Below are 26,946 nucleotides of genomic sequence, written 5' to 3' on the forward strand. Positions count from 1 at the left end.
ACCAATTCCGCATCGGCTATTTTCGTTAATTACTTGAATGCTTTATTTCACGCGGCTGCCAACGCGGCAACCACCTAAAGCCGTATTCTCTCAGACATATATCGCGTGTTGCGCTGCGGTGCAAAACAAGCCGGGGGCAGGTAACGCAGATTTCATCGACCGTTGCCAAAGGGGCACGGCCAAAGAGCCATCGCCACAGCAGCATGAGTCGGGAGCGTGACTTGGCGTGGTTTGGCCGGTGGTGTAGCCTTCGGGCGGGGAAAATTGAGGGGGATGGGCGTGTTTGCAAAATTTACTGGCGGAGAGGATGGCGCTTGGCCGTTATCCAAGATTATTGCTGCGCTTGAAGACCAATATGGCGTTCTCGACGAACTAGGCGAGGACGGGCCGCTAAAAGTTTTCGGCATTCAGGAGAACGGCATCAATTTTGTGGTTGCCCTGATGCAATCGGGCGCTGGTTCAGGGCAGGTGGTGGAATTTGGTTTTCTCGCGCGATTTGCCGGCTTCCCCGTCAACGATCAATTAATTGAGGCACTGAATCGTAATTTACACATCAGCATGGTCGCGATTGAGGCCGGAGATTTGTTTCTCATGGCCGGACTGCAGGTGACGGGTCGTTTTGATCAGGGCCAGTTCAGCCTATTGTTAGAGACGTGGCGGCGGGATCTGATGATGACGCTTCATGGACTCTCCGAAGCCCACTCGTCGTTAGTGGCGGCCTTCCCCGCGGCGCGGTTAGAGGCCGCCCGCAGTTTTGCGGTCAATGTAGCACCAGCCCCGGCGGATGACCGACCGATTGATATGCTGTCGAGTTTTCTTGGCGGAAAAAACAAAAAAGCCATCTGTGAAGAATGCCATGGTCGCGGCAAGCGGGGCTTCATTGCGAGGATGTGCGGGACTTGTGAGGGAAGTGGTTTTACGAAACCACGCCAGCAGCCTTGAGGGTTGGGGGCGGGCAGGCTAACAAGCCAGCCGGAATCACAAGCGACAAGGGCAGACCATGACGGCGTTTTCAGAGACGATTAAAGAAACAGCAGCACTCGTCGAGACTGCGCTTGATGAATTTTTGCCTCAGCGCGATGGCCCATTGGGTCGCGTCGTCGATGCTATGCGTTGGGGGTCGCTTGATGGCGGTAAGCGGTTGCGGCCGTTTTTAGCCATTGCCGCAGCCGATATGTTTGAAACCCCCCGTGAGCGGTCGATCCGCGTTGGTTGCGCCGTTGAGATGATCCATTGTTATAGCCTGATCCATGATGATCTTCCGGCCATGGATGACAGCGATTTGCGTCGTGGTCGTCCGTCAGTTCACAAAAAATTTGACGATGCGACGGCGATTCTGGCTGGCGATGCATTATTGACGCAAGCATTTGAAATTCTTGCCGAAGCCGATACCCATCCGGATGGAAATATCCGCTGTGCGATTGCGCTCGAATTGGCGCGCGCGTCGGGCAAAATCGGCATGGTTGGCGGGCAAATGATCGATATTTATGCCGAGCAAAAGGACTTTGACCTGGCGGGCGTGACTGAACTTCAGCGCCTAAAAACCGGAGCATTAATTCGCTTCTCGGCTGTCGGCGGGGGTATTGTTGGCGGTGCCAGTGACGATGAAGTTGCGGCATTAAGTGCGTATGCCGAAGACCTTGGCCTAGCGTTTCAGATCGTCGATGACATTCTCGATGCAACTGCTGATGCTGAAACGCTCGGTAAGCCAGCCGGTCAGGATGCCGAAATGGATAAAGCCACATTCATCAAATTGATGGGCATGGATGGGGCGAAGTCAAAAGCATCAGCGTTAGTAGAGCGCTGCAAGTCGCATCTCGACCGTTTTGGTGCGGCGGCTGAACCGCTCAAAGGGGCAGCGGATTTTGTCTTTGAGCGGAAGAGCTAGGGCGCTAAGCGGACGCTTCACTTTCAAGTCGGTCGAGCAAGGCGTCGACACCATTCGTTGAAACGAATGACGAGAACTCTTCACGCTTCACAAGCATAATTGAAACGCCGGAAACGATAATGTCGATGGCTTTGCGATCACCCGAGCGCAGTTTTCGGACGCGCCAATCAACCATGATCGGCGATCCTTCTTTGCGGTCGAATTTAGTGCGAACGATCACGTCGCGCGCGCCAAGTTCTTTAGCTTCGACGACTTCGAGTGGTTTACCGACGATTTCTTGAAACTGTTCAGCGTAGAGTTTTGTAATATATTGCGGAAAAATTGCGTCATAACGCGTGGTTTGTTCGTCGCTCATACTCTTGCGCGTGTCGCCAATCATGAACTTCCCGATGATGTCGAGCGCCATGCCGTCGGCGAGAACCTGTCGGAAATTCTCTAACTTCTCGGCTTCGCTTTTGTTCTCATCCGTTAAAACTGATGTTGCATTAGCGGTGAGTGATTTTGCGAAGGCAACTGCGCCGTCTACCGTGCTGACTTCAACTTCTGCAGCCGGTTGGGTTTCTTGCGCCAATGCGGGCGTTACAGCGGAGGCAGCAAGAAGCGCGGCAAACACGCGAACACGAGACATAAACATGGTCGAAACCTCAGATTTGGTAAGCGGCGAGACATCGCCTCAGGTAGGTTTGTTCAATATGGGACGATTATGGCCGAATTCCAGCACCAAAATGCCTAAGCTGCGGCTGTGAATGAATTTTTCGTTATCTATCAGTGTACTACAGGCGAAATGATGGGGAATTTATAGCCCTTAGGGGGAGCGCGCTTTTCGTTTTGCGGTCTGCTGTTCCTCTAGCTGAAATGCTGCCGGTAATACGATGAGGGTACACACCAGTGTAAACGCAATGGCGATTGAAAGAAGCTCGCCCATTGATGCTGTGCCGCGATGCGGCGAGAGCATTAGGCTGCCGAATGAAGCAACCGTTGTTAAGGCGGAAAAGAATACGGCGCGTGGCGTGGATGTGCCGTAAACGCCTTCGCCCGCTTTCACCTGTTGGTTGCGCAATACCAAATGGATGCTGCTATCGACGCCAATGCCAATAAGAAGCGGAAGGACGATCACATTCGCGTAGTTGAACGGAATGTTGAGCAATACCCCTGTGGCGGATGTTAGAATTGCAGCGAGCGCTAGCGGGAACAGCATTAAAATGACGGTGCTAATTTTGCGCACGAGCAACCAAAGAAAAATGGCAATAGCGCCAAAGGCTATGCCGGTTGCTTCTAGCATCGCGGCAGAAATCGTCTCGCCTGCTTTTCTGGCCTGATAGGCACCACCCGCAAGATCTGGGACAACGGCCTCGACATCTTTTACAAATGTATCAAGTGCACGGAAATCACGAACATCGTCCTTAGGCAATATGTCGATACGCCATTGGCCGCCTTCGCTCAAATATCGTTCGCGTAGTGCAGCGGGCAGGGTTTCTATTTCAATATAATCCGCATTCAACTGTGTGCGTAATTGCGTGATGAGTTGGGGCCAGAACGCGAAGATATTTTCCTCAAGAATTTCTTCGTGACCCTCGATCGTGTCGAGTAATTGCGAAAGGCGCGCGCCTGATCCGTCGGTGTAAGCGATCTTTAATCGTTGTTGTAATTTGTTGATGCCGATTTGCGCATCAGGGCCGGACACTGAACCGGCTTCAGCATCGAGTGCGAAGACAAGCGTTCCCGCACCAAAGTCGATCAGCTCCAGCTTTTCGTCTTGCTCGTCCGGAACGAAGTCGGGCAATAGCCGCACAGCATCAACTGTCTCAAGTGATGAGATATTTTGTGCGATTTCAACGGCTTCGGCTTGTGTTTGAACCAGACTGCTTAATCGATAAGGCACGGTTTCAGGGTTATCAAACAACAAATTAAACCCTTGGACCGACGGTGAATATGGATTGCGAAGCGCCATTTGGTCAGCGTCGAAACGAACTTGTGGCATCAAGAATAGCGCCAAGAAACCGAGCGCAATGGTGGCAATTGCAACCGGACCAGAGATTTTACTGATTGCGTCAAAAATCCCGCGAATATTGCCAGTTGGTTTTCGTTTGGGCTGGCCTTTGAAAAGTGCGAGGGCAGCGGGGGCGAACGTCACCGTTACAAAAAATGCGATGATGACACCGGCACCGGCGATGATCCCAAGCTGGGCGATTCCGTCAAATTTCGTCGGAACGAAAGAAAGAAATGCGATTGCGGTTGTGGGGCCGGCTAAGGCAAGGGCGGGGCCGACTTCGTGAATTGTACGACGCAAGGCTGACTGGTTCCCGCGTCCTGCGGCTCGGTGCTCCTGAATGTGCAGCAAAAGATGGATGGCAAAATCAAGCCCAAGCCCCACCAACAAAACAGTAAAGGCAACTGAGACGAGATTCAGCTCGCCCACAAAAGCGGCTGCAAATGCAGACGTAAAGGTCAAGGTGATCACCAGCCCGACAAGGGTCAAAACGGCCATGGCGACGGAGCGGTAACATAGCAGCAGCAAGACACTTACGAGGATCAGCGAAAGCAGTAAGGAAAGTCCGATCCCGGTGGTGACGGCTTCTAATTCTTCGAGCCGCAGGGCAGGATCGCCAGTGATATAGGTCTCAACGCGGTTTCCGTAGTCGCTGTTTAAACTTTCGGTTTCCGCACGGAGGACATTGATAGCAGCTTTCGCAGGTTGCAGGCGGGCATAGTCGAGTACGGGTGTGGCGTAGACTAAGCGCGTATAGGCTTCGCCTTCGCGTTGACCGGCATCAAGCGCACCCATCCATGAAAATGGACGACGTTTGTTTTCTATGCTGGCCTCAACCACATCCGCGAGTTCCGTATAAAGCTGGTCAAGTGTTTCTTTACCGAGGTCCGATCGCTCAGCCAGCGCATCATTTTCCGCGAGGGCAGAGAAGAAGGTCCCTATGGTTGGGCTTTTGATCAGAGTTTCTATCAGGCCCGATGCTTTTGACATTTGGGTCAGCCGGGCTTGGAGTTCGCTTTGATCAAGATAGAGAAGGCCATTCTCTCGAAAAAATGGCTCCTGAGCCGGGGCGAATACGGCGGTAAAACCTTCGGTTCGATCGAGCAATCGGTTGCGCAAATCGGTGGCGTAAGCGTCAGCTTCGTCAAGCGTCGGGGCCTTGATCACAACGATGACGTCGTTCTTTAGCTGCGGAAAGGCATCACGTAGCTCGGCCGCTCGCTGCTGGAACGGCAAATCCGGATCCAGCATCGCGCTGGTATCGGTATTCACTTTCAGATGCGTAGCCGCAAAATAGCCGCAAAACCCCGCAAGTACGAGGATAATTGCCGCTAATATGACCCCGGCCCGGCGCGCCAGTTCGGCCCACGCCGCCAATATTCGTTCAATAAACTTTAACATCCGACTTTGTGAATGTCCTTTGCTTTTCGTAACTATAGGATGCTTCGTAGTCCGTGGAAATGATAGAGAAATAACGAAACCTGCTTTGGTTGCGCGGGCCTCTCTTGCGGCGATTTGCTGCCTTCGCTACTGCTTGTATCCTATGACCCAGACACACAATTTCATGAATGATCTCGCATTTTTGGATGATAGGCGCGGTCCGATGACCGAGCGTCTCAGACAATGGTGCGCCATTAACTCCGGCAGCAGCAATCTTGCCGGCCTAAAAACGATGCACGCAGCGCTTTCTGAGGCGTTTTCGGACTTGGGCGCGGAGATTGAAACGCTACCCTCGCGCCCGCTACCTGTGGTGACACGCGAGGGGGAGGTCGTTGAACAGGCGTTGGGGGATATGTTGCGGCTGGTCAAGCGCCCACAAGCCCCGGTTCGGGTCCTGCTGACTGGGCATATGGATACGGTTTTTCCGATTGATCATGCTTTCCAGTCCGAGACGTTTTTGGATGACGATACGCTGAATGCACCGGGTGCCGCCGATATGAAGGGCGGTCTTTTGGTCATGCTGCACGCGTTGCTCACGATAGAGCAATCGTCCCTGGCCGATCAGATCGGTTATGAAGTGCTGATTAATGCGGATGAGGAGATCGGTTCGCAAGGGTCCGCGCATATGCTTACGGATGCTGCATCACGAGCGCATTTTGCGTGCGTTTATGAACCGGCATTGGCGGATGGCACACTTGCCGGGGCCAGAAAAGGCAGCGGAAATTTTGCGGCTGTTATTCGAGGAAAAAGCGCGCATGCAGGCCGTGAACATCATTTGGGCCGGAACGCGCTTGTCGCGGCAGCCGATTTTGTCGCGGGGATCAATCAGCTATCGGGCCAGCGTGAAGGTCTGACTGTAAATGTCGCGCGGGTTGATGGCGGTGGTCCGAACAATGTTGTGCCGGATCTTGCGGTTGTGCGGTTCAATGTTCGCCTCGAGCAGCCGGAAGATTCTGATTGGTTACTTCGCAACGCGCAGAGCCTTATTGATACGATCGATAAACGCGAGGGGTTTCGTGCAAAACTCGAAGGCGGCTTTACGCGCCCGCCAAAACCGATGACGCCGCAACTCGATGCATTTTTCCGCGCGCTTCGGGCCGCAGGGGATGACCTTGGTATTAAAGTAGACTGGGTCCCGACAGGTGGTTGTTGCGACGGTAATAATATCGCCGCTGCCGGTATTCCGGTTATTGATACGCTTGGTGTGCGTGGTGCCCACATTCACTCGGCGCAAGAATTCGCAAAACTTGATAGCCTGGTTGAGCGGTCAAAATTATCAGCATTGCTATTGCTTAAAATCGCCGCGGGCGAAATTCCTAATCCAGGTCTGTTTGACAAAACGGAGAATAATTAATGTCACTGGCATTTATGCGGCCAGTGCGCCGCGATGATTTTGATCAAGTTTTGGCGCTGGCGAAATTATCGGGTGGCGGCATGACGAACTTGCCGTCCGAGGCGGAAGCACTACGCCCGCGGGTAGAATATGCGGTGGAGAGCTTCGAGGCTGATGCCGACCACCCATCCGGCGAAGTCTATATGATGGTCTTGGAGCAGGACGGTAAAGTCATCGGTACATCGGCTGTTTTTTCAGCAGTTGGCCTTGATTATGGGTTTGTGAATTACCGTATAAACAAAACCGTACACGCATCAAAGCAACTTAAAAAACGGATTGAACGTCGTTTGCTGGTCCCAACCCATGATTTCACCGGTTGTGCTGAGGTCGGAACATTGTTTCTTTCGCCCGATGCGCGCGGTGGCGGGTATGGTAAGTTCCTCGCAAAGGCGCGTTATCTTTTTATTGCTCAGCACCGTAAACTCGTTGCGGACCCGGTCTGCGCGGAAATGCGCGGCTGGCGCGGATCAAAAGGCGAGCAACCATTCTGGGATTCGCTAGGGCGGCTTTTCTTTGACATGGAATTCGAAGATGCGGACCTTGCAAATTCCTCCATGGGTAATCAGATGATAGCAGACCTATTGCCGCGCCATCCGATCTATGTGGCGTTGTTACCTAAGGCTGCGCGCGAAGTCTTAGGTAAGCCCCATAACAGTGCACTTCCGGCATTTAATATGCTCCTGAGTGAAGGTTTTGCGTTTCGCGGTTATATAGATGTGTTTGACGCTGGCCCGCTGGTTGATGCCCGAATTGACGACATTAAATCAGTGCGCGAGAGCAAGCTTTATAAGGTGAAAATTGGTGACCCTGAATCAGGTCCGCAATTTCTAATTGCCGCTGGACGGCTTTCTACCTTTCGCGTGGTGCGCAGCGAAGGGATGGTTGATGGTGACACCATCACGATAAACAAAGAGGCAGCCAGAGCGCTCGGCGCCAAAAATGATGACGAAGTGCGCGCGTTGAAATGGTAGCTCTCTCAGCGTGTTTCGTTATTACAAGTTGCGAGGCATAAAATGACTAACAAAATTCTGATCGACGGCGAATGGCGTGTTGGTTCAGGTTCCGATTTTTCGAGCTTAGACCCGTCAACCGGTGAGGTCATTTGGACAGGCGCGAGCGCAACCAGCGCTGACGTAAACGAAGCCGCTGGTGCTGCGCGGGCCGCGTTTAAGTCGTGGGCGCTAACCCCTTTGGGGGACCGAATTGCAATCATGGAGAAGTATCGGGATCTTATAAAACGCGATGGCGAAGAGCTAGCGCGATTGATCTCGCGGGAAACTGGGAAACCATTTTGGGAAACCAAAACTGAAGCCGCAACGGTGGCCGGTAAGGTCGATATTTCCATTCGCGCATATTACGAACGGACCGGCGAAACCGAAACAGCGAGCGGTGCAACGCGCGGCATTCTGCGTCACAAACCTCATGGCGTGATGGCGGTTCTTGGGCCTTATAATTTTCCGGCCCATTTGCCCAATGGTCATATTGTACCGGCACTTCTTGCGGGAAATACGGTTGTGTTCAAACCGTCTGAAATCACGCCGGGGCCCGGTGCATTTATCGTTGAACGTATGGTCGAGGCGGGTGTTCCTGCTGGCGTAATCAATATGGTTCAAGGCGGCAGGGAAACCGGCGAAGCGTTAACAGGCGCTGAGGTTGATGGTGTTTTGTTTACGGGGGGCGCAAAAACGGGCCTTGCGATACACAAGCAATTTTCTGATCGACTGGACGTTATCTTGGCGTTGGAACTTGGTGGAAATAATCCGCTCATCTGGTGGGATGCAGCGGATGTTGAAGCCGCGGCCTTTACGGTTGTTCAGTCGGCGTTTCTGACCAGCGGCCAGCGTTGTACTTGTGCGCGGCGTTTGATTCTGCCTAAAGGTGAGGCGGGTGATAAGGCGATTGATGCATTGGCGAAAATTACGGACCGCATTCGTGTTGGTGCCCCGTTTGATGACCCACAGCCATTCATGGGCCCGGTGGTATTACCGAAAATCGCCGAAAACCTTGAGCGCGCATTTGATCACCTTGTTGAACAAGATGGACAGGCCATTCGCAATTTGAGTGTTCGCGAAGACGGTAGTGCTTTTGTTAGCCCCGGAATCGTTGACGTTACCATGCGTGATAATGTTCCTGATGAGGAACATTTTGGACCACTTCTCAAAGTCTGGCGCGTTGATGATTTTGATGAGGCGATTGATCTCGCGAATAGAACGAAGTTCGGGCTTTCTGCGGGCATTATAACCGACGACAAAGCCAAATGGGAAACCTTCTTGAAGCTTTCACGGGCGGGTATCGTGAATTGGAACCGCCAAACAACAGGTGCTTCTGGTGCTGCCCCCTTTGGCGGTATTGGCGCTTCGGGCAATCACCGTCCATCGGCCTATTACGCCGCAGATTATTGCGCCTATCCGGTTGCGTCTATGGAAGGCGAGAAATTGCTTCCGCTTGCGGATGATCAAGTGGGTATTAAATGACCTACTCAGAATATAACTTCGATGGTTTGATCGGCCCGACACACAACTACGCCGGCCTTTCATTTGGTAACCTGGCCTCCGCGAATAATGCGGGCGCTGCGTCAAACCCGAGAGAGGCCGCGCTTCAGGGCTTGGGTAAAATGCGCGAAGCTATGGCGCTTGGTCTTGGCCAAGGGTTCCTGCCTCCGCACGATCGCCCACACCTTAAAACATTGCGGGCGCTTGGCTTTACTGGAACGGATCGCCAGATCATCGAAAAAGCTGCGGTGATCGAGCCGCAGTTGTTGGCCAACTGTTATGCAGCGTCGCCTATGTGGACCGCAAATGCGGGTACTGTTGCGCCATCACCAGACACAGCCGATGGAAAAGTTCACTTTACGGCTGCAAATCTCGCCGCAAACTTTCATCGCTCAATCGAGGCGGATACGACGGCGCGGGTGCTATCGCATATTTTTCATGACGCCCAGTATTTTGTGCATCATGAGCCATTGCCGGGCGCGATGCATTTCGGTGATGAGGGGGCTGCTAATCATGGGCGCCTTTGTGAGAACCATGGCGACAAGGCTGTGCATTTATTTGTGTACGGAGAGGATGGCGAGACATTTCCCGCGCGGCAGAAGCTTCGGGCGAGCGAAGCCGTGGCGCGCAATCATCAACTTGGCAGTGCCCAGTGTGTATTTGTGAAGCAATCTGCGGCTGCGCTGGATGCGGGTGCATTTCACAACGACGTGGTCGGCGTCGCAAATGGGCGTGTGTTATTTTTGCACGAAGACAGCTTCGCCGATCGCGATGCGGCTTATGCGGCTATTCGCGAAAAAGCCCCGTTTGTTGAGATCGTGGAGGCGACGTCGAAAGCGGTCTCGCTCGAAGATTGTATCAAAACATATCTGTTTAATTCGCAATTATTGACCTTGCCCGGTGGCGAGATGGCTTTGCTGCTGCCCGCCGAATCTGAGGAAAATCCGCGCGTAAAAGCTTTTCTTGAGGAAACCCTTGCCAAGAATAATCCGATCAATCGGGTGATTTATAAAAATGTACGCGAGTCGATGCGAAACGGCGGTGGGCCGGCATGTCTGCGCTTGCGGGTGGTTCTTTCTGAAGCTGAAGCGTCAGCGGTGAATGCGAATTTCATTCTGAACGAAAAGAAAATCACTCAGTTAGAGGGATGGGTCAAAAATCACTATCGCGACCGTGTTGTGCCCGATGACCTTCGGGACCCGGAATTTATGGACGAGAGTTTCGCCGCTATGCAAGCGTTGACAGACATTCTCGCAATGGGTGCATTTTACGATTTTCAGCGTTAATCCATGCCTGACATTGTGCCATTTTAGGACAGAAACTTCGCTTTGTAGTAGGTGAGATTTAAGGTTTCTCACTTATTACTTCCCCGATAAAGCGTCACTTTGGTGACCTATCGGAGTTTAAGATGACAGAAGCGAGATCTGGCGGGGAACGGGACAGCGAGCGCTTAGATGCCTTGGTTCTTTCCGGGATTGTCGCAACTGCGCTGGCGCGAAGGCACCAGTTAAAAGTTCGCTTTGTTATTGCGGGAATAGGTGCCGCAATCCTTTGGGTTGCGGTCTCGCCATTAATGTCTTTGGTATGGTTCGGCGTGATGGCGTTGAGTCAGATCGTTGATAACATCGTCTGGGCACCTTTTCGTGAATCGAACAGAACGCGGCCAATTACGCAGACTGAGTGGGCTGGGGTCATTATGGGCTCGGTGCAGGCGAGCGCGATATATTCGTTTTTCCCAACGATGCTATGGATGTATTGGGGCACGCCGGGCAAGATATTTGCGGTACTGTGGCTTACCGGGGCCTTGCTGCATGTCACAATGCACATGCACCACGAAAAGCGAACCTTCGTCGCTGCTCTTGTTCCTCATCTTTGCTATTATCTGGGATTGCCACTTCATTCTATTATCACCGGCGCTGCGCCAGGGCATATTGGTGCGGCAGCGTTATTGTTGGCCGAATTCATGTATCTTGGTCATCTTGTCATGGCTTTCCGCGAATACCGTACCTCTAGTTTGACGATGCGCCGGGCATCAGAAGAGGCGACGCTGCGCCGTGAACAGGCAGAACAGGCGAATAGCGCAAAGTCAATTTTTCTTGCGAATATGGGCCATGAAATTCGTACACCGATGAATGGTATTCTCGGGATGGCGAAAGCGCTGGCTGATAGTGACTTGACACCTGAGCAACGTGAGAAGCTGGAAATCATTAGTGACTCAGGTGATCTTTTGATGATGGTGCTAAATGACCTTTTGGACTTCTCGAAGGTTGAGGCCAATAAAGTCGAAATTGAAAACCGGCCGTTTTCGTTTACTGAACTTGCTCGCCGCGTTGAAAATCTTCATGGCTTAAAAGCAGAAGAGAAGGGGCTCAATTTTGAAATTGAGATTATCAATAATCCCAGCCTAGAATCTATGCGCCTCGGCGATGGTCATCGTATTTTACAGATTGTGCACAACTTAGTGTCGAATGCGGTTAAATTTACTGACGAAGGTTTGGTCAAGCTTACTATTGATACGTCCGATGGAGTTGATCATCGGGTCGAGATAAAAGTTGCTGATAGCGGTATCGGCATGAACAAGGATCAGATTGATAAAATATTCGATCCCTTCACGCAGGCTGACGTTACGACTACCCGGAAATATGGCGGGACAGGGCTGGGGCTTTCTATCGCTAAGGGGCTGACTGAGGCGATGGATGGTGAAATATCGGTGGTTTCTGAGCCAGGAACGGGAAGCATTTTTTCAGTTAGGTTTATCGCGCCGCCAGTTGCAGAAAAAACCACTGAGACTGACGTCCGACCGCTTGCTGCAAATGACCAGCCGCCCGCGGCACCACGAAAACTTAAAATCCTTGCCGGTGAGGATAACGCAGTCAATCAGGCCGTGTTGAATGCATTTCTTGGCCAGCGTAATCACGAAGTTCAGTTCAAAGAAAATGGCCTGGAAGTAATCTCAGCATTCAAATGCGGGGAGTACGATCTTGTATTGATGGACATATCAATGCCGGTCATTGATGGGCCGGAGGCCATGCGCCAAATCAAGTTTATGGAACGAGAGCAGGGTAAGGAAAAACCTGTGCCTATTGTTGCGGTCTCAGCCCATGCGATGCAGCAACAAATCGAAAAATATATGGAAATGGGTTTTGACGGTTACATCACAAAACCCATCCGGCCAGATGATCTTCACAACGAAATTGATCGGGTTATGACAGCCGCCCAGCAATCAACTACTCAATCAAGTGTGGCTTGATTTTACCGGATAATTGATTGTGGTAGCGGCGTTACAATTTTGCGGGCCACTTCGCGCAACGTAAAACTTGATTCTACGGTGGCAATATTGGGCATACGGAGCATCGTCTCCGATAAGAATGTTTCGTATGTCGCAAGTGACGGAACAACCACACGGATGAAGTAATCGAACTTGCCTGTTACCAGGTAACATTCCATGACTTCTTCGCGGTCTTTTATGGCCGTTTCGAATTCGCGTAACGTCTTGTCATCTTCACGCTCCAGTTTGACGAGAATGATGACCGTGACATTCACACCCAATGCTTCACGGTTGATCTCCGTGCGATAGCCTTTGATAATGCCTTCGGTTTCAAGGCGACGCAGGCGGCGCAAGCAAGGGGTGGGCGATAGCCCAACACGTTCTGCGAGCTCCGCATTGGTGATGCGAGCATTTTCCTGCAAGTGTTTCAGGATCTTGTGGTCGATATGGTCGAGCTTCATGTGTTCACTTCCAATAACAGGCCATGTATTTAGCATTTAATGCTAAGCGTCAAGCGTAAATACTCGATATTTGACAGGAAGCACTCTACGAAATCCGCTATTCAGCGCCGTGTCGGTCGAGCGTTTTGGTGGACAGAGCGCACCGCATAAAAGGAAAGACGTAATGGAGTCTCGTATATTGCCGGTAGACGGTTGGAGCAAGGTTGTACATTTCACCGATAAAAATTCTGGGCTCAATGCGCTCATTTCGGTTCATGATGCAACGCTCGGCCCGTCATGTGGCGGATGTCGAGTATTTCCATACGAAAGTTTTGAAGCCGGGCTTGAAGACGTCAAAAATTTGTCGCGCGGCATGACTTATAAAAACGCGCTGGGCGGTATTCCTTTTGGCGGCGGCAAGGCTGTGATTTTTGCGAACCCAAAGACAGACAAAACTCCAGAAATGTTGCGTGCGTTTGGTCAAGCCGTGGATAGCCTCGATGGTCTGTACTATACGGCCGAGGATTCTGGCGTGTCCGAAGATGACATGAAAATGATCCAATCGGTCACTAAATTTGCAGCGGGCATTGATAAAAAAGGTGTTGGGGGAAATCCGTCGCCATTTACGTCGCGAGGTGTTTGGCGCGGCATGCAGGCTGCGGCGCGGCAAAAGTTTCATGCAGAATCGCTCAATGGTTTAAGCGTGTCTATTCTTGGTGTTGGTGCCGTTGGGATGGAGCTAGCCCGATTAATTCACGAAGAAGGCGGAACGCTTGTTGTCGCTGATGTAAACCAAGCCGCAGTATCAGAGGCAGTTGAGCGTTTTGGTGCAAAAGCTGTCACACCTGAGCAAGCAATCGCTGCTGATGTCGATATTTTTTCACCCTGTGCTTTGGGCGGGGCGATAAATCTAGATACGATTGATGTGATAAAAGCAAAGGTCGTTGCTGGTGCGGCGAACAATCAGCTGAGAACACCCGATATGGACGAGGCCCTACGCGCACGTGGAATTTTGTATTGCCCAGATTATGTGATCAATGCAGCTGGCGTGATCAGTGTTGGTCTGGAAATTTTGGGCACGTGGACCAACGACGAAATGAATCGTCGGATTGATAAAATCGGTGACACGCTGACGGAAATTTTCAAACGCGCTGAGGCTGAAGATGCGCCGACAGGTGCGATTGCTAACAAGCTCGCGTTAGAAGTGATCGCAAAAGGTGCCAAGGCAGCCTAGATTAGCGTCACCCCCAGCCCCAAATAGAGTGAAGCAAGAATTCACGAAGGAAGTACCATGACCCAATCAGACCCCATTGTTATTGCAGGAATGGCGCGTACGCCCGTCGGAAATTTCCTTGGAGCCTTTACGGGCGTCAAGTCTACCGAACTAGGCGCGCGGGCTATCGAGGCTGCGCTTTCGCGCGGCAAGGTTAGTGCGGACGATGTGGCTGAAGTTCTTATGGGCTGTGTACTTCCCGCAGGGCTTGGGCAAGCGCCAGCGCGGCAGGCCGCGTTAAGCGCGGGCATTCCGCAAGCGGCGGGATGCACCACCGTAAACAAGATGTGTGGTTCTGGTATGAAGGCCGTTATGATGGGCCACGATTCTATTCTGGCCGGGTCATCGGATATTGTTGTGGCGGGCGGCATGGAGTCGATGACGAACGCGCCGCATCTTTTGCCAAATGGCCGTACAGGAATCAAATATGGCGCAGGGGTCGTCTATGACCACATGGCGATTGATGGCCTGGAGGATGCGTATGAGCCCGGAAAAGCCATGGGTGTTTTCGCTGAGTTATGCGCGCGCGAGAAAGATTTTTCCCGTGAGCAACAAGATGAATATTCCATGCGTTCGGTAACGCGCGCGCAAGCAGCGATTAAAGATGGTTTGTTTACCAATGAAATTGTTCCTGTTGAGGTAAAAACGCGCAAAGGTGTTGTGGTCGTTTCCGACGATGAGAAACCGGGCGTTGTTGATGCGGGAAAAATTCCGAATTTGCGTGCTGCATTTGAAAAAGACGGAACAGTTACAGCGGGTAATGCCTCGGCCATATCCGATGGCGCAGCGGCGCTTGTGTTGATGCCGCAATCAACGGCTGAGGCAAAAGGTGCAAAACCAGTTGCCCGGATCCTTGCGCATTCGACCCATGCCCAAGCGCCTGAATGGTTTACAACGGCACCAGTTGCGTCAATCAAAACAGTTCTTGATAAAGTCGGCTGGTCAGTCAAAGACGTCGATCTTTTTGAAATCAATGAAGCCTTTTCTGTCGTGCCTCTCGCGGCAATGCGCGAGCATGATATTCCGGCCGACAAGGTCAATATCCACGGCGGGGCGATTGCGCTTGGTCACCCGATTGGCGCGTCTGGTGCGCGGATCCTCGTGACGCTTATAAGCGCGCTCCAGAAAACGGGCGGTAAACGCGGCGTTGCGAGTTTGTGCATCGGTGGCGGTGAGGCGACCAGTATCGCGCTAGAGCTAATCTAGGCGAAAAGCGCCGGTTTTCAGCCTAATATTTAAGCGAAAATGCGGTGCCAAGGCTGTTCTTTCCTCGGGTTGGGCTCTATCAAATGCTCAAACCTCGATGGGAGGAACCGCCCGGCTTTGATTTGTCGGTTCGGTAATTAATTGAGACGGTAGACCGAAATTATGACCCAAATGACTTTCGACTGGCAGGACCCGCTTCTGCTCGAAACACAATTAAGCGACGAAGAGCGGATGATCCGTGACGCGGCACGAGGCTATGCGCAGGATAAATTGATGCCGCGCGTCATCATGGCTAATCGCGACGAAAATTTTGATCGCGAGATCATGACTGAACTCGGTGCACAAGGTTTGCTTGGCGCAACAGTGGCCGAGGAGTATGGCGGCGGCGGCGCAGGGCACGTGGCTTATGGTTTGATCGCACGCGAAGTCGAGCGAGTTGATAGCGGGTATCGTTCGGCCATGTCGGTGCAATCGTCGCTTGTGATGTACCCCATCGAAGCATTCGGTACGGAAGATCAGAAAAAGAAATACCTGCCGAAATTGGCAAGTGGTGAATGGGTTGGCTGTTTTGGCCTTACCGAATCTGACGGCGGGTCTGACCCGGGTGCGATGCGCACCAAAGCCGAGAAGGTTAGTGACGGTTATAAACTCAATGGCTCCAAGATGTGGATCACCAATTCACCCATCGCTGATCTTGCGGTTGTGTGGGCAAAGCTAGACGGCGAGATCCGTGGGTTTGTCGTAGAGCGTGGCACAAAAGGGTTTTCGACGCCAAAAATCGAAGGCAAGCTTTCGCTACGCGCGTCGATCACGGGTGAAATTGCACTCGAAGATGCGGTCGTTCCAGAAGAAAACCTTTTGCCAAAAGTAAAGGGACTACGCGGTCCGTTTTCATGCCTGAACAAAGCGCGCTACGGAATTTCTTGGGGCGCAATGGGCGCGGCTGAAGCATGCTGGATGTATGCACGCGATTACGCCATGGACCGTATTGTGTTTGGTAAGCCGATTGCTGGAACACAGCTTGTTCAGAAAAAACTCGCTGATATGCAGACGGAAATTGCGCTTGGGCTACAGGGTTCATTGCAACTTGGTCGATTGCTTGATCAGGGTGCTTATGTGCCGGAAGCGATTTCAATGTTGAAGCGAAATAATTGTGGCAAGGCGCTAGAAATTGCGCGGGTGGCCCGCGATATTCATGGCGGCAATGGTATTTCTGATGAATATCATGTGCTTCGGCATGCCATGAACCTCGAAACGGTCAACACATATGAAGGCACCCACGACATTCACGCGCTCATCCTCGGTCGTGCGATGACGGGGCTTCAAGCGTTTCAGTAAAAGCTATTTCCTAACGACGAAAACGGTCCCTTTATGGGGCCGTTTTTTTAATCGCCGCTGATCCGCGCTTGTAGGCTGCGCGATGAGGTCGTGTGTTGGAATTTTAGTTTTTGCTCGGGGAAAATGTAATGGAACGCACCGTGGGCCATCAATGCCGCTTCATGAAAGCCCGACAAAATGAGTTTCAATTTGCCAGAATAATGCGCCATATCTCCAATGCAAAAAATACTGGGTACTGAGCTTTCAAATTTCTCTGTATCGACGGCAATTCGGTTCTCGGTTAGATCAAGGCCGAACTCTCCGATTGGTCCCAGCTTCATTGTTAGTCCAAAGAACGCCAGCATCATATCGCACGCAATTTCGCGATCCGCATGATCAGCCGAAGTTGTTTTGACGGCACCGATCTGTCCGTTCGCGCCCGTTAGTCCAGTGATCTGTGCTACATGAAAGTCAACTTTTCCCTCGGCGGTAAGAGCATGCATTTTCTCGACGCTGTCTGGCGATGCGCGAAAGTCTGGCCGCCGGTGGATGAGCGTAACTTTTTTCGCTATGCGGGCGAGGTTATTCGTCCAATCAAGCGCGCTGTCGCCGCCACCAGCAATGACGATGGTCTTTCCACGGAATATTTCACGTTGACGTACTGCATAGAAAACTGATTTTCCTTCGAACTCTTCAACGCCGGGGATGGGTGGTTTTTTTGGCTGAAACGATCCGCCGCCGGCAGCCACGCAAATTACCGGCGCGGTTATCGCCGTATTCATATCAGTTTCGATCCGCCATTTTCCGTCATCAAGCTTTTCGAGAGAAACAGCCATTTCATTGAGATGAAACTGGGGATCAAACGGTGAAATTTGATCGAGTAATTGTTCGGTTAATTGCTGGCCAGTGATCGATTTTATCGCCGGAATGTCGAGGATCGGTTTTTCGGGGTATAGCTCAGCACACTGACCGCCGGGTTTGTCTAAAATATCGATTAAATGCGCTTTGATACCCAATAGGCCGAGTTCAAAAACGGCGAAAAGCCCGACCGGGCCAGCCCCAATGATTATCACATCAGTCTCGTGTGTGCCGCCCGCAGGGGCGCTTTTTACGAGCGTCGAAGCCATGCGGGAAAATCTCCCCCCATTACGAATGGGGGAAGTTAAACGCGTTTCGCGGGCAATGAAAAGGGGTCAGGTCTTTAGAACGACTTTCCCGGTTGCTTTACGCTCTTGCAATAAATTGAGTGCTTTTGCGGCTTCTTGCAGTGGGAAGGAGGCTGTAATGCGCGGACGGATTTTTCCCTCTTCGTAAAAGTGGAACATCTCGTTGATATATTCTGCATTAAGCCCCGGGTTGCGCATCGTAAATGCGCCCCAGAAAACACCAACGATCTGACAACTTTTGAGGAGTGTCAGGTTAAGTGGAATTTTTGGGATACCTGCCGGGAAACCGACCACCAAATAGCGTCCCTCCCAAGCCAGAGCGCGCACAGCCGGTTCTGCATACTCGCCACCAACGGCATCATAAACAACATTCGCACCTTCGCCGCCGCAAAGCTTTTTGATCTCGCCCGAAAGCGCTTTTTGACCATCGCGATCAAGCTCACGCGGATAGACGAGCGTTTCGTCTGCACCAAGCTCGCGGCAGAACGCGGCTTTTTCTTCCGACGATACGCCCGCTACAACTTTTGCACCAAACGCTTTTCCTAGCTCGATCGCTGCCGCGCCAACTCCACCAGCGGCACCGAGAATGAAAAGCGATTCTCCCGGTTGAATATTCGCGCGGTTTTTCAGTGCGTAATGTGACGTGCCATAGGTCAGCATAAATCCTGCGGCTTCGTCGAACGGCATGGCGTCGGGAATTTTATTGGTGCGCGCAGCATCGGCAATAAAGTGGGTGGCATAACCACCATTGATGCCGCCCGCGAGCACACGGTCACCGGGTGCAAAGCCAGTGACATTGTCACCGACGGCTTCGATGATGCCGGCGACTTCGCCGCCAGGCGCAAACGGGCGGGGTGGTTTGAACTGATAAAGGTCGCGAATGATGAGGGTGTCCGGGAAATTTACCCCTGCGGCTTTCACCGCGATCAGCACCTGACCGGGGCCGGGGGCGGGCGTCTCGACTTCGGTGAGTTTCAGGGTTTCTGGGCTGCCGGGTTCGTGGCTCAACATTGCTTTCATAGTGGGGGTATGTCCTTCAACCTTGCTCTGGGGAGACATCTTACGCATTGTAGCTGAACCAATAAACGATCAATGACACATGATCGAACATTTAAGGGAGGGTCTGCATGCAACGAATGATACTGGGCGCATTGGCAATGTTGATGTTAGCGGGATGTGCGACGGCGGCACGATATACGCTTCAGGATCGTTTTCGCGCTATTGGCCTTCCAGATCAGACCGCAGATTGCATGGTCGATGAATTGGACCAACGGCTCTCCGGTGAGGATCTGACCGATCTAGCGCAATATACATTACGGCTAAGCCGATCAAATTCGACAATGGCAGCAATTCGCGCGCTAATGGCGATTGATAATCCACGCGCAGTAACGGCCATTGGTGCATCCGGTGTCGCTTGTGTGTCGAGCTTCCGTCTATGAGTGAGGCAAATGCAGCCGCGCCTGCAAAACCAACGGCTTCACTTTATCGGTTCTACGTTCTTTTTCTTCTGACTGGGGTCTACACATTTAACTTTGTAGATCGGCAGATCATCGGAATTTTATCACCGGCGATCAAAGCAGACCTTGGGCTTGCTGATTGGCAGCTCGGTATACTGAAGGGTTTTGCCTTCGCGGTTTTATATACGACTCTTGGTATTCCTATTGCGCGTCTGGCTGATCGTCATAACCGGGTGTCTATTATTTCCATCGCTCTGGCGCTTTGGTCTGGCTTTACCGCGCTATCGGGAATGGCTGCGAACTTTACGCAACTCGCATTGGCTCGGGTCGGTGTTGGCATTGGCGAGGCAGGTGGCTCTCCGCCGGCGCATTCGTTGATCTCGGATTATTTCCCTAAAGAAAAGCGTGCGGGCGCGCTCGCAATTTATGCCATGGGAATTCCCATCGGAATGGCGCTTGCCTTTTTGGGCGGCGGTTGGTTGACCCAAACATTTTCTTGGCGTGTTGCTTTTGTGGTTGTCGGGTTGCCCGGCATTTTAATGGCGCTTTTGCTGAAATTTACCGTCAAAGAACCAGAACGCGGCCAGTTCGATGGGGATGAAAAGTCTGACCAATTCAAAAGAATGGAAATTGGCGAGCCGCAAGGAAGCTTTGAAAAATTTCTCCGGAATTGTTTCGTTATTCTTCCTTCGAAAGCACGGGCGGGAACCTTTAATGAAGTCGCGATGATTTGGCGCGCTGCCAAGTTTTTGTTCGCTATACCGACATATCGGGCGGTCGTCATCGCAACGACGGCCATTTCATTTACCGCCTATGCGAATGGTGCGTGGATTGTCGATTTCTATACCCGCGCGCATAGCGACTTTCCATTAATGCAAATCTATTTGTGGCTTGGGATTGTGTCTGGAACGGCTTATGCGGCGGGTACATTTCTAGGCGGATTTCTTGTCGATAAGTTCGCCATTAAAGACCGCAAAATGTATGGCTACATTCCTGCGATTGCGCTCGCACTCAATGTACCTGCGTTTATGTTTGTGTTGTGGCATCCGAACCCGGTGGTGTCGCTTGCATTTCAATTCCCGGTGCAGCTAGCGATTGGGTTCTATCTCGGGCCAGCATTTGCATTGGCGCAGACCCTCGCGCCAGTTTCGGTCCGCGCCTTGTCCACGGCTGTTTTCTTTTTCGTCCTCAATATGATTGCCTTGGGGCTAGGGCCGACCATCGCAGGGTTTTTGTCTAGTGCGTTGATTGCTCCTTTTGGCGAAGACCTTGGCCTGCGAATCGCGTTGTCCGTTGTTTCTTTGGCGGGGCTTTATGGCGCTTGGATGTTTCTTCAAGTCAGTAACCGGATTGATGCTGACTGGAACGCGGCCACTGGCGATGGGCAACCACACTAGGGTCAGTCATGGGATATGATGCCAAAACCAAACCCAGCGATATAAGCGTAGACGACTTTATCAATAGCGTCGAAAATGAAACCCGGCGTCAGGATGCGCATTCTCTTTGCGAATTGATGAAAAATATTACCGGCGACACACCGATTATGTGGGGTCCATCAATTATAGGCTTTGGTCTATATCATTATCGTTACGACAGTGGTCATGAAGGTGACTCCATGTTGGTCGGGTTCAGTCCGCGTAAGGCCAATCTAGTTTTGTATGTGTTGGGTTCGCTGGATGACGAAGATCCGCTTTTGGAAAAGCTGGGTAAATATAAACGAGGAAAAGCCTGTCTCTATATAACCCGTTTACAGAATATCGATCAGAGCGTTCTCAAAAAGATTATCAAAAAATCCTACCAGAAAACGAAAAAGCGATGGTCTTAAAATCGGGAGCAAGCCCAGATGAACTGGGCTTGCCACGCTTTTATTTCACCAGTTCGGCCATTGCGATGTTATTTTCTTCATCAAGGAAATGTCTTTTTACAGACCATCCATGTTTAATGTAAAAGTTAAACGCTTGGACATTGTCACGAAAACATTCGAGCGAGAGAGTTTCGTAGGTCGTTAGTAATCGGTCTTCTGCATCACGAAGTAAAATCGACCCGATGCCTGCTCGATGGTGGTCAAGCGTGACCATCATCAAATCAATGCAGTTTATTTTCGTAGCGCAGACGCCAACTATTTGGTGTTGGTGCTGCGCGATGACGCAATTTGCGACGTTGGCTTGATAATATTGTGGGACCAAACCGCTCGCCACATAGCCTTCGACTTTTTCGCGACCAATGACTGACGGATATTTTGTCAAAATTGTCCGGTGGGACATTTCCGCCAGTTCGTTCACATCTATTAGAGTTGCCGGACGTAGTTCAATTTTGTTGGTCAATGTTCTGTTCCTGAATTAAACCTGACATAGAAAATCGCGCGACGGTCAATCACCATCGCGGCTACTTATTTTCTGATCACCGGCATAAAAATGCGGGTGATTTTTAGTCAGGCCTCAGGATTGAGACTCATTAAATCTCCATATTGATTTTGACAGGCTAGGGCGGGGGAACTTTTTGGTCAATCGTGGTGGCTCGTTCGTTCACAAACGCGTGCGCCCTCGTTAGGCCCCATTTCAGTCAATCAATCTCCGTCTTTTCAAGGCAGTCTTTACCTTGGGCGAGGCAATTGGGGAGATTGTTATGAACCACTTACTTAGAGCTAATGATGCAAGATACGACGTACGGCCCGAGGGCGAATACCGCTCGAATTGGGGCGGTTCGATAGGCGGGATATCCGCGAGCTTCAAGGACGCGTCACAAGGTGCCTGCGCTGGATTTCTTTCGCTGATGGGTGTGACACACCTTTCGGGTGGCGAGGGCCTTGGTGCAGTCAGCAGCAATATCGGTTTTCTCGATCAGATTTGGTCGTCTTTGTCGGTCAACGGTATGGCCGGACCAGTTGAGTTGATGGCGGGTGTTGCGTTGTTTTTGGCGGCGCGCCGTACAATTTCGCGCACGCTCGGCCTTATTGCGTTTATCGGGTTCATCGCGGCTTATGCGAATGGCTATGACGCATCTGACATGCTTGATCTTGTTTCGCGGTTTCTCAAGACAGCAGCCGGTGCGCTAGAGCAGATCCCGACCACGGAGACGGCTTAGCGACTGCTTTCCAGGGCCGCTGGAGCCTAAATGCCGTTGATTTCTTGTGGAAATGGGCGGCTTACCGCTATAGACCGTGGCTTATCTTAGGAAAGTCCACGAATGTCTCGCATCCTTATTACGTCCGCACTGCCTTATATTAATGGTATCAAGCATTTGGGGAACCTTGTGGGTTCCATGCTGCCTGCCGATGTCTATGCACGGTTTCAGCGCCAGAAGGGCGAGGAAGTCCTTTATATCTGCGCAACAGACGAACATGGCACACCGGCCGAATTGGCGGCACGCGCCGCAGGGCAGGACGTGGCTGATTATTGCCGCGAACAGCACGAAATTCAGCGCGATGCCGGAGATCGTTTTGGCCTTTCGTTTGATCATTTTGGTCGTTCGTCCAGCCCGTCTAATCATCGTCTGACCCAGCATTTCGCCAAAGTGCTTGAAGATAACGGGCTGATCGAAGAACGCACCGACCGTCAGGTCTATTCGATTGATGATGAGCGCTTTTTGCCGGATCGTTATGTAGAAGGCATCTGCCCCCATTGTGACTATGATAAAGCGCGTGGTGATCAATGTGATAATTGCGGGCGTTTGCTTGATCCGATTGAACTGAAAGAACCCTATTCAGCGATTTCTGGTTCAAAAAATGTTGAGGTTCGCGAAACCCGCCATCTTCATCTTTTACAAGCACAGATGCAGGACAAGATTGCGGCATGGGTCACGTCAAATCCCGATTGGCCGCAACTTACGAAATCCATTGCGCAGAAATGGCTCAAAGAAGGTCTGCGGGATAGATCAATCACGCGCGATCTTAAATGGGGCATTCCGGTCGCCTATGAAGGAAAGCCGCGCGCCGGATTTGAAAACAAAGTTTTCTATGTCTGGTTTGATGCGCCGATCGAATATATTGCGGCCACTGAAACATGGGCCAATGATAATGATGGTGACTGGGAAAGCTGGTGGCGGACCGACAAAGGCGCGGACGACGTTCGTTATGTTCAGTTCATGGGCAAAGACAATGTCGCATTCCACACGGTTAGTTTTCCAGCAACGATTTTAGGATCGGAAGAACCATGGAAAACTGTTGATGCGCTAAAGTCACTCAACTGGCTTACGTGGTATGGCGGTAAGTTTTCGACCAGCCAAAACCGCGGTATTTTTATGGATCAGGCGCTCAATCTTCTGCCTGCGGATTATTGGCGCTGGCACTTGATGGCAAATGCGCCAGAGTCTGATGATGCGTCATTCACGCTCGAACATTTCGCAAGCGTCGTGAACAAAGACCTCGCGGATGTTCTGGGAAATTTCGTCAACCGTATTACCCGTTTCTGTAGTGCGCGTTTTGGCGAGGAAGTGCCAAGCGAAGGCATATATGGCGACGCCGAGAATGCGTTGATTAAAGAACTCGATGAACGCATCACCGCCTATACGGATTGCCTTGAGAAGATGGAATTCCGCAAAGCCTTTACTGAGCTTCGTGCGATTTGGGTGGCGGGCAATGAATATCTTCAGGTCGCGGCCCCTTGGACAGTGATCAAAGAAGATCGCGAAAAAGCAGCGGCATCAGTTCGGTGTGCACTTAATCTAATTGTATTATTCGCAAGCTTATCGCGTCCGGTAATTCCGTTTACGAGTGATAAGATGTTCGCGATTTTCGGGCTTGATCCAGAAAAATCTTCGGCCTGGCCCAAGGATGCGAAAACTGCGCTTTCATTCTTAAAAGGTGGCGAGACATTTGCGCCTACCGATGTATTATTTGCCAAAATCGAAGATGATACTGTCGAAGAGTGGCGTCAGAAATTTGGTGCAGAATAAATAGGGGGGGTATATGCTGCGTCTGTTCGGTCTTTTTGCGTGCCTGTTTTTGTTCACGGCGTGCGCACCCGATGCGGAACGTGCGGCCCCTGTGCCGGCCAGCGGCGGGAAAGTTGATGTCGTAACCGGGCTGATGGCTGCGTTTAACGCCCATGATGCCGATAAAATGCGGGAATTTTGGCATTCCGATGTGACATGGATCGAGCTTTCTGGCCAACAGGCGAGTGCGGTTACATCTTCGGCGGCGCAACTACACACAGAATTGATTGCTTATTTTGAAGCTTATCCGTCTGTGTCATCCAGCCTTGATAACATTGCCGTAAACGGTAACTTCGTCACCGCAATTGAGCGCCCAGTTTGGGAAGAAGCCGGTGAGCGTAAAAGCCAAGCCTCTGTGGTCGTGTACGAAATCATAGACGGCAAAGTGAAACGGTTCTGGTATTTCCCGCCGCAATAAGGAATTACCGATATGATGAAAGACCTTTTCTCCCTCGAAGGGCGCGTTGCGCTCGTTACCGGTGGATCGCGTGGTATCGGTAAAATGATTGCGCGCGGCTTTCTGGAGCAAGGGGCAAAAGTCTATATCACGGCTCGTAAAGCGCCCGCATGTGATCAAACTGCCGAAGAACTCTTGGCTTATGGAACCTGTGTTTCTCTGCCGCATGATGTCTCTACTGTTGATGGTTGCAAGGCATTAACCGCCGATTTTCTCTCCCATGAAAACACGCTCGACATTCTGGTGAACAATGCCGGTGCGGCATGGGGCGAACCCTTCGCGGACTATTCTGAAAGCGGTTGGGATAAGGTCATGGACCTTAATGTGAAATCGTTGTTCTTCTTGACGCAGGCGTTACATGACGCGCTCAAGAAAACCTCGACTGCGGATAAGCCCGGAAAAGTCATCAACATCGCTTCAGTTGATGGGATACGGATCAACCCGTGGGAGACGTATTCTTATCAGGCGTCGAAAGCGGCGGTCATTCATTTGACCCGACGAATGGCAGCGCGCCTGATCGACGACAATATTTGCGTTAGTGGTATTGCGCCCGGTGCGTTTGCGTCTGAGATGAACAAAGCCGCAAAAGATCACGCCGAGGGCGTTTCAAAAATCGTTCCGGCAAAACGTATTGGTCGCGATACCGATATGGCCGGCACTGCGGTATTTCTTGCGTCCCGCGCGGGCGATTACGTGGTTGGCGATACGTTGGCTGTCGATGGCGGTGTCGCGTATTCCAGCATTGGTCAGACATGGGGCTAGGGCCTGAGCGAAAGGACATTGACTGAATATGCGGACTATGTTCGCCTCAAGGTAATGAATTCCACGCATCAACTATTTGAGGAAGTACAATGAAAAAATATCTATTTGGGGCTGCTGCGATGTTCATGATTGTGCCGGCACATGCCGACCAGTTGTCTGATGCAGTTGATCAGGATTACGAGTATATTTTCAATCTTTACAAGCACTTCCATAAAAATCCGGAGCTTTCATTCAAAGAAAGTGAAAGCGCAAAGCGTATGGAGACCGAGCTTGAACAACTTGGTTTTGAGATCACCACGGGATTTGGTGACGAATGGACTCGCAAAAAAGCTAAGCTCGATGCGGGGGAGGTTCATGATGGTGTCGGTGGATACGGTCTTGTTGCTGTGATGAAAAATGGCGAAGGGCCGACTTTGATGTTGCGCGCTGACATGGATGCGTTGCCGCTCGAAGAAAAAACCGGACTGCCTTATGCGTCAAAAGTTGTGTCGGAAGATTACCTTGGTCAGACAGCGCCGGTGATGCATGCCTGTGCCCATGATAGTCACATGGCAATTTTGGTTGGTACGGCGCGGCGACTCGTTGAAATGAAAGACCAATGGTCGGGTACGCTTGTGCTTGTTGGTCAGCCTGCGGAAGAAGTCGGGCTTGGTGCCATGGCAATGCTTGAGGCTGGACTTTATAAAAAATTCCCGATGCCTGATTATGTGCTTGCCACCCACACATCCGGTTGGGACCCCGCAGGGGATGTTGTTTACACCCCTGGTTGGGCGCTCGCGAATGTGGATAGTGTCGATATTTTTGTTAAAGGTATTGGCGCTCACGGATCAGCCCCACAAATGGGCAAAGATCCGATTGTGATCTCGTCGCAGATTGTCAACGCATTGCAAACATTGGTTTCGCGTGAACTTGATCCGCTTGATTCAGGGGTGGTGACAGTTGGCGCATTCCAGTCGGGCTATAAGCACAATATCATCCCAGATGAAGCGCATCTTCAGATTACGGTACGTTCCTACGAAGATGGTGTTCGCGCAAAGTTGCTTGAGGGCATCGAACGCATTGCCATCGCGCAAGCGAAGTCTGCGGGCCTCCCTGATGATTTAATGCCGGTTGTCAAAATCGAAAAAGAATACACGCCGTCGACGTTTAATAACGAAGACCTGACCACCCGGGTCATGACAGCGGTTTCAGCCGAACTGGGACCGGAACGGGTCTATCCGCGTCCGCCGAGCATGGGCGGCGAGGATTTTGGCCGCTTTACACGAACGGCTGAGAATATTCCGACACTGATTTTCTGGACTGGCGGGAATGACCCAAAAGCGATGAAAGCCGCGCGAGAAGGCAAAGGGGATTTGCCGCCAGCGAATCATTCACCGTTCTTTGCGCCGGTTCCGGAGCCAACGCTTAAAACTGGCGTGCATGCGATGACTATTGGCGCGCTAGAGTTGTTGCGTAAAGATTGAGC

The 26,946-nt window shown here is 51.6% G+C and carries 24 protein-coding genes; 18 read left to right on the forward strand and 6 right to left on the reverse strand.

The features are described from left to right. Window positions 1-279: 279 nt before the first annotated feature. Together ABFZ84_RS10285 and ABFZ84_RS10290 are read left to right on the forward strand one after the other, a co-directional pair. A complete protein-coding gene (locus tag ABFZ84_RS10285) occupies window positions 280-942 on the forward strand; it encodes a hypothetical protein (RefSeq protein ID WP_369313931.1) in 663 nt (220 codons plus the stop codon). Between the two features lie 58 nt (window positions 943-1,000). Next, the gene (locus ABFZ84_RS10290; protein ID WP_369313932.1) at window positions 1,001-1,888 is read left to right on the forward strand and encodes a polyprenyl synthetase family protein; all 888 of its coding nucleotides are present in this window, start codon (window positions 1,001-1,003) and stop codon (window positions 1,886-1,888) included. A gap of 4 nt (window positions 1,889-1,892) precedes the next feature. On the opposite strand, the gene ABFZ84_RS10295 is transcribed toward ABFZ84_RS10290, so the two are convergent. Both ABFZ84_RS10295 and ABFZ84_RS10300 read right to left on the reverse strand, forming a co-directional pair. Then, on the reverse strand, window positions 1,893-2,522 hold the full coding sequence (locus tag ABFZ84_RS10295) for an ABC transporter substrate-binding protein (RefSeq protein WP_369313933.1): 630 nt from the start codon (window positions 2,520-2,522) through the stop codon (window positions 1,893-1,895). A 171-nt stretch (window positions 2,523-2,693) separates the two neighbouring features. After that, window positions 2,694-5,279, reverse strand: coding sequence for an MMPL family transporter (locus tag ABFZ84_RS10300; protein WP_369313934.1), 2,586 nt, complete (start codon window positions 5,277-5,279; stop codon window positions 2,694-2,696). Window positions 5,280-5,442: 163 nt separating this feature from the next. Here ABFZ84_RS10300 and ABFZ84_RS10305 point away from each other — a divergent pair, with 163 nt between their 5' ends. From ABFZ84_RS10305 to ABFZ84_RS10325, 5 genes are all read left to right on the forward strand, one after another. Next, on the forward strand, window positions 5,443-6,672 hold the full coding sequence (locus ABFZ84_RS10305; protein ID WP_369314572.1) for a hydrolase: 1,230 nt from the start codon (window positions 5,443-5,445) through the stop codon (window positions 6,670-6,672). Next, window positions 6,672-7,682 carry an arginine N-succinyltransferase gene (locus ABFZ84_RS10310; RefSeq protein WP_369313935.1) on the forward strand — a complete coding sequence of 337 codons (1,011 nt, stop codon included), beginning with the start codon at window positions 6,672-6,674 and terminating at the stop codon, window positions 7,680-7,682. The genes ABFZ84_RS10305 and ABFZ84_RS10310 overlap by 1 nt, the downstream gene beginning before the upstream one ends. 42 nt (window positions 7,683-7,724) lie before the next feature. Then, window positions 7,725-9,185: a succinylglutamate-semialdehyde dehydrogenase gene (astD, locus tag ABFZ84_RS10315; RefSeq protein WP_369313936.1), complete on the forward strand. Its 1,461-nt coding sequence runs from the start codon at window positions 7,725-7,727 to the stop codon at window positions 9,183-9,185. Continuing rightward, window positions 9,182-10,489 carry an N-succinylarginine dihydrolase gene (gene astB / locus ABFZ84_RS10320; RefSeq protein WP_369313937.1) on the forward strand — a complete coding sequence of 436 codons (1,308 nt, stop codon included), beginning with the start codon at window positions 9,182-9,184 and terminating at the stop codon, window positions 10,487-10,489. Before astD ends, astB begins: the two co-directional genes overlap by 4 nt. 122 nt (window positions 10,490-10,611) lie before the next feature. Further along, the gene (locus ABFZ84_RS10325; RefSeq protein WP_369313938.1) at window positions 10,612-12,453 is read left to right on the forward strand and encodes an ATP-binding protein; all 1,842 of its coding nucleotides are present in this window, start codon (window positions 10,612-10,614) and stop codon (window positions 12,451-12,453) included. 2 nt (window positions 12,454-12,455) lie between these two features. On the opposite strand, the gene ABFZ84_RS10330 is transcribed toward ABFZ84_RS10325, so the two are convergent. Next, window positions 12,456-12,932 (reverse strand): Lrp/AsnC family transcriptional regulator, encoded by a 477-nt coding sequence (locus tag ABFZ84_RS10330; RefSeq protein WP_369313939.1) that lies wholly within the window; start codon window positions 12,930-12,932, stop codon window positions 12,456-12,458. 163 nt (window positions 12,933-13,095) lie between these two features. Here ABFZ84_RS10330 and ABFZ84_RS10335 point away from each other — a divergent pair, with 163 nt between their 5' ends. From ABFZ84_RS10335 to ABFZ84_RS10345, 3 genes are all read left to right on the forward strand, one after another. Continuing rightward, the gene (locus tag ABFZ84_RS10335) at window positions 13,096-14,145 is read left to right on the forward strand and encodes a Glu/Leu/Phe/Val dehydrogenase dimerization domain-containing protein (RefSeq protein ID WP_369313940.1); all 1,050 of its coding nucleotides are present in this window, start codon (window positions 13,096-13,098) and stop codon (window positions 14,143-14,145) included. Between the two features lie 57 nt (window positions 14,146-14,202). After that, complete coding sequence (locus ABFZ84_RS10340; protein ID WP_369313941.1) at window positions 14,203-15,390, forward strand: acetyl-CoA C-acyltransferase; 1,188 nt, start codon at window positions 14,203-14,205, stop codon at window positions 15,388-15,390. A 162-nt stretch (window positions 15,391-15,552) separates the two neighbouring features. Next, a complete protein-coding gene (locus tag ABFZ84_RS10345; protein WP_407067085.1) occupies window positions 15,553-16,728 on the forward strand; it encodes an acyl-CoA dehydrogenase in 1,176 nt (391 codons plus the stop codon). 47 nt (window positions 16,729-16,775) lie between these two features. Here the strand turns inward: ABFZ84_RS10345 and ABFZ84_RS10350 are convergent, their stop codons facing one another. Both ABFZ84_RS10350 and ABFZ84_RS10355 read right to left on the reverse strand, forming a co-directional pair. Next, complete coding sequence (locus tag ABFZ84_RS10350; protein WP_369313942.1) at window positions 16,776-17,834, reverse strand: NAD(P)/FAD-dependent oxidoreductase; 1,059 nt, start codon at window positions 17,832-17,834, stop codon at window positions 16,776-16,778. 66 nt (window positions 17,835-17,900) lie between these two features. Further along, entirely contained in the window at window positions 17,901-18,893 is a 993-nt protein-coding gene (locus ABFZ84_RS10355; RefSeq protein ID WP_369313943.1) for an NADPH:quinone oxidoreductase family protein, read from the reverse strand. Window positions 18,894-19,000: 107 nt separating this feature from the next. On the opposite strand from ABFZ84_RS10355, the gene ABFZ84_RS10360 reads away from it, so the two are divergent. The 3 genes from ABFZ84_RS10360 to ABFZ84_RS10370 are packed head-to-tail and all read left to right on the forward strand — an operon-like array spanning window position 19,001 to window position 21,155. Then, window positions 19,001-19,312, forward strand: coding sequence for a lipoprotein (locus ABFZ84_RS10360; RefSeq protein ID WP_369313944.1), 312 nt, complete (start codon window positions 19,001-19,003; stop codon window positions 19,310-19,312). Further along, entirely contained in the window at window positions 19,309-20,727 is a 1,419-nt protein-coding gene (locus ABFZ84_RS10365; protein WP_369313945.1) for a spinster family MFS transporter, read from the forward strand. Before ABFZ84_RS10360 ends, ABFZ84_RS10365 begins: the two co-directional genes overlap by 4 nt. A gap of 8 nt (window positions 20,728-20,735) precedes the next feature. After that, a complete protein-coding gene (locus tag ABFZ84_RS10370) occupies window positions 20,736-21,155 on the forward strand; it encodes a DUF1801 domain-containing protein (protein ID WP_369313946.1) in 420 nt (139 codons plus the stop codon). A gap of 40 nt (window positions 21,156-21,195) precedes the next feature. Here the strand turns inward: ABFZ84_RS10370 and ABFZ84_RS10375 are convergent, their stop codons facing one another. Further along, window positions 21,196-21,654 (reverse strand): GNAT family N-acetyltransferase, encoded by a 459-nt coding sequence (locus ABFZ84_RS10375; RefSeq protein ID WP_369313947.1) that lies wholly within the window; start codon window positions 21,652-21,654, stop codon window positions 21,196-21,198. A gap of 301 nt (window positions 21,655-21,955) precedes the next feature. Here ABFZ84_RS10375 and ABFZ84_RS10380 point away from each other — a divergent pair, with 301 nt between their 5' ends. The 5 genes from ABFZ84_RS10380 (at window position 21,956) to ABFZ84_RS10400 (ending at window position 26,944) form a co-directional block, all read left to right on the forward strand. Then, on the forward strand, window positions 21,956-22,414 hold the full coding sequence (locus ABFZ84_RS10380; protein WP_369313948.1) for a hypothetical protein: 459 nt from the start codon (window positions 21,956-21,958) through the stop codon (window positions 22,412-22,414). Window positions 22,415-22,516: 102 nt separating this feature from the next. Further along, window positions 22,517-24,223 (forward strand): methionine--tRNA ligase, encoded by a 1,707-nt coding sequence (gene metG, locus ABFZ84_RS10385; RefSeq protein ID WP_369313949.1) that lies wholly within the window; start codon window positions 22,517-22,519, stop codon window positions 24,221-24,223. Window positions 24,224-24,236: 13 nt separating this feature from the next. Next, entirely contained in the window at window positions 24,237-24,680 is a 444-nt protein-coding gene (locus ABFZ84_RS10390; RefSeq protein WP_369313950.1) for a nuclear transport factor 2 family protein, read from the forward strand. A gap of 12 nt (window positions 24,681-24,692) precedes the next feature. Further along, entirely contained in the window at window positions 24,693-25,481 is a 789-nt protein-coding gene (locus ABFZ84_RS10395; protein WP_369313951.1) for an SDR family oxidoreductase, read from the forward strand. Window positions 25,482-25,570: 89 nt separating this feature from the next. Further along, window positions 25,571-26,944 (forward strand): amidohydrolase, encoded by a 1,374-nt coding sequence (locus tag ABFZ84_RS10400; protein WP_369313952.1) that lies wholly within the window; start codon window positions 25,571-25,573, stop codon window positions 26,942-26,944. Window positions 26,945-26,946 lie beyond the last annotated feature (2 nt).

The sequence above is a fragment of the Hyphococcus lacteus genome (assembly GCF_041058985.1).
GTDB lineage: Bacteria > Pseudomonadota > Alphaproteobacteria > Caulobacterales > Parvularculaceae > Hyphococcus > Hyphococcus lacteus.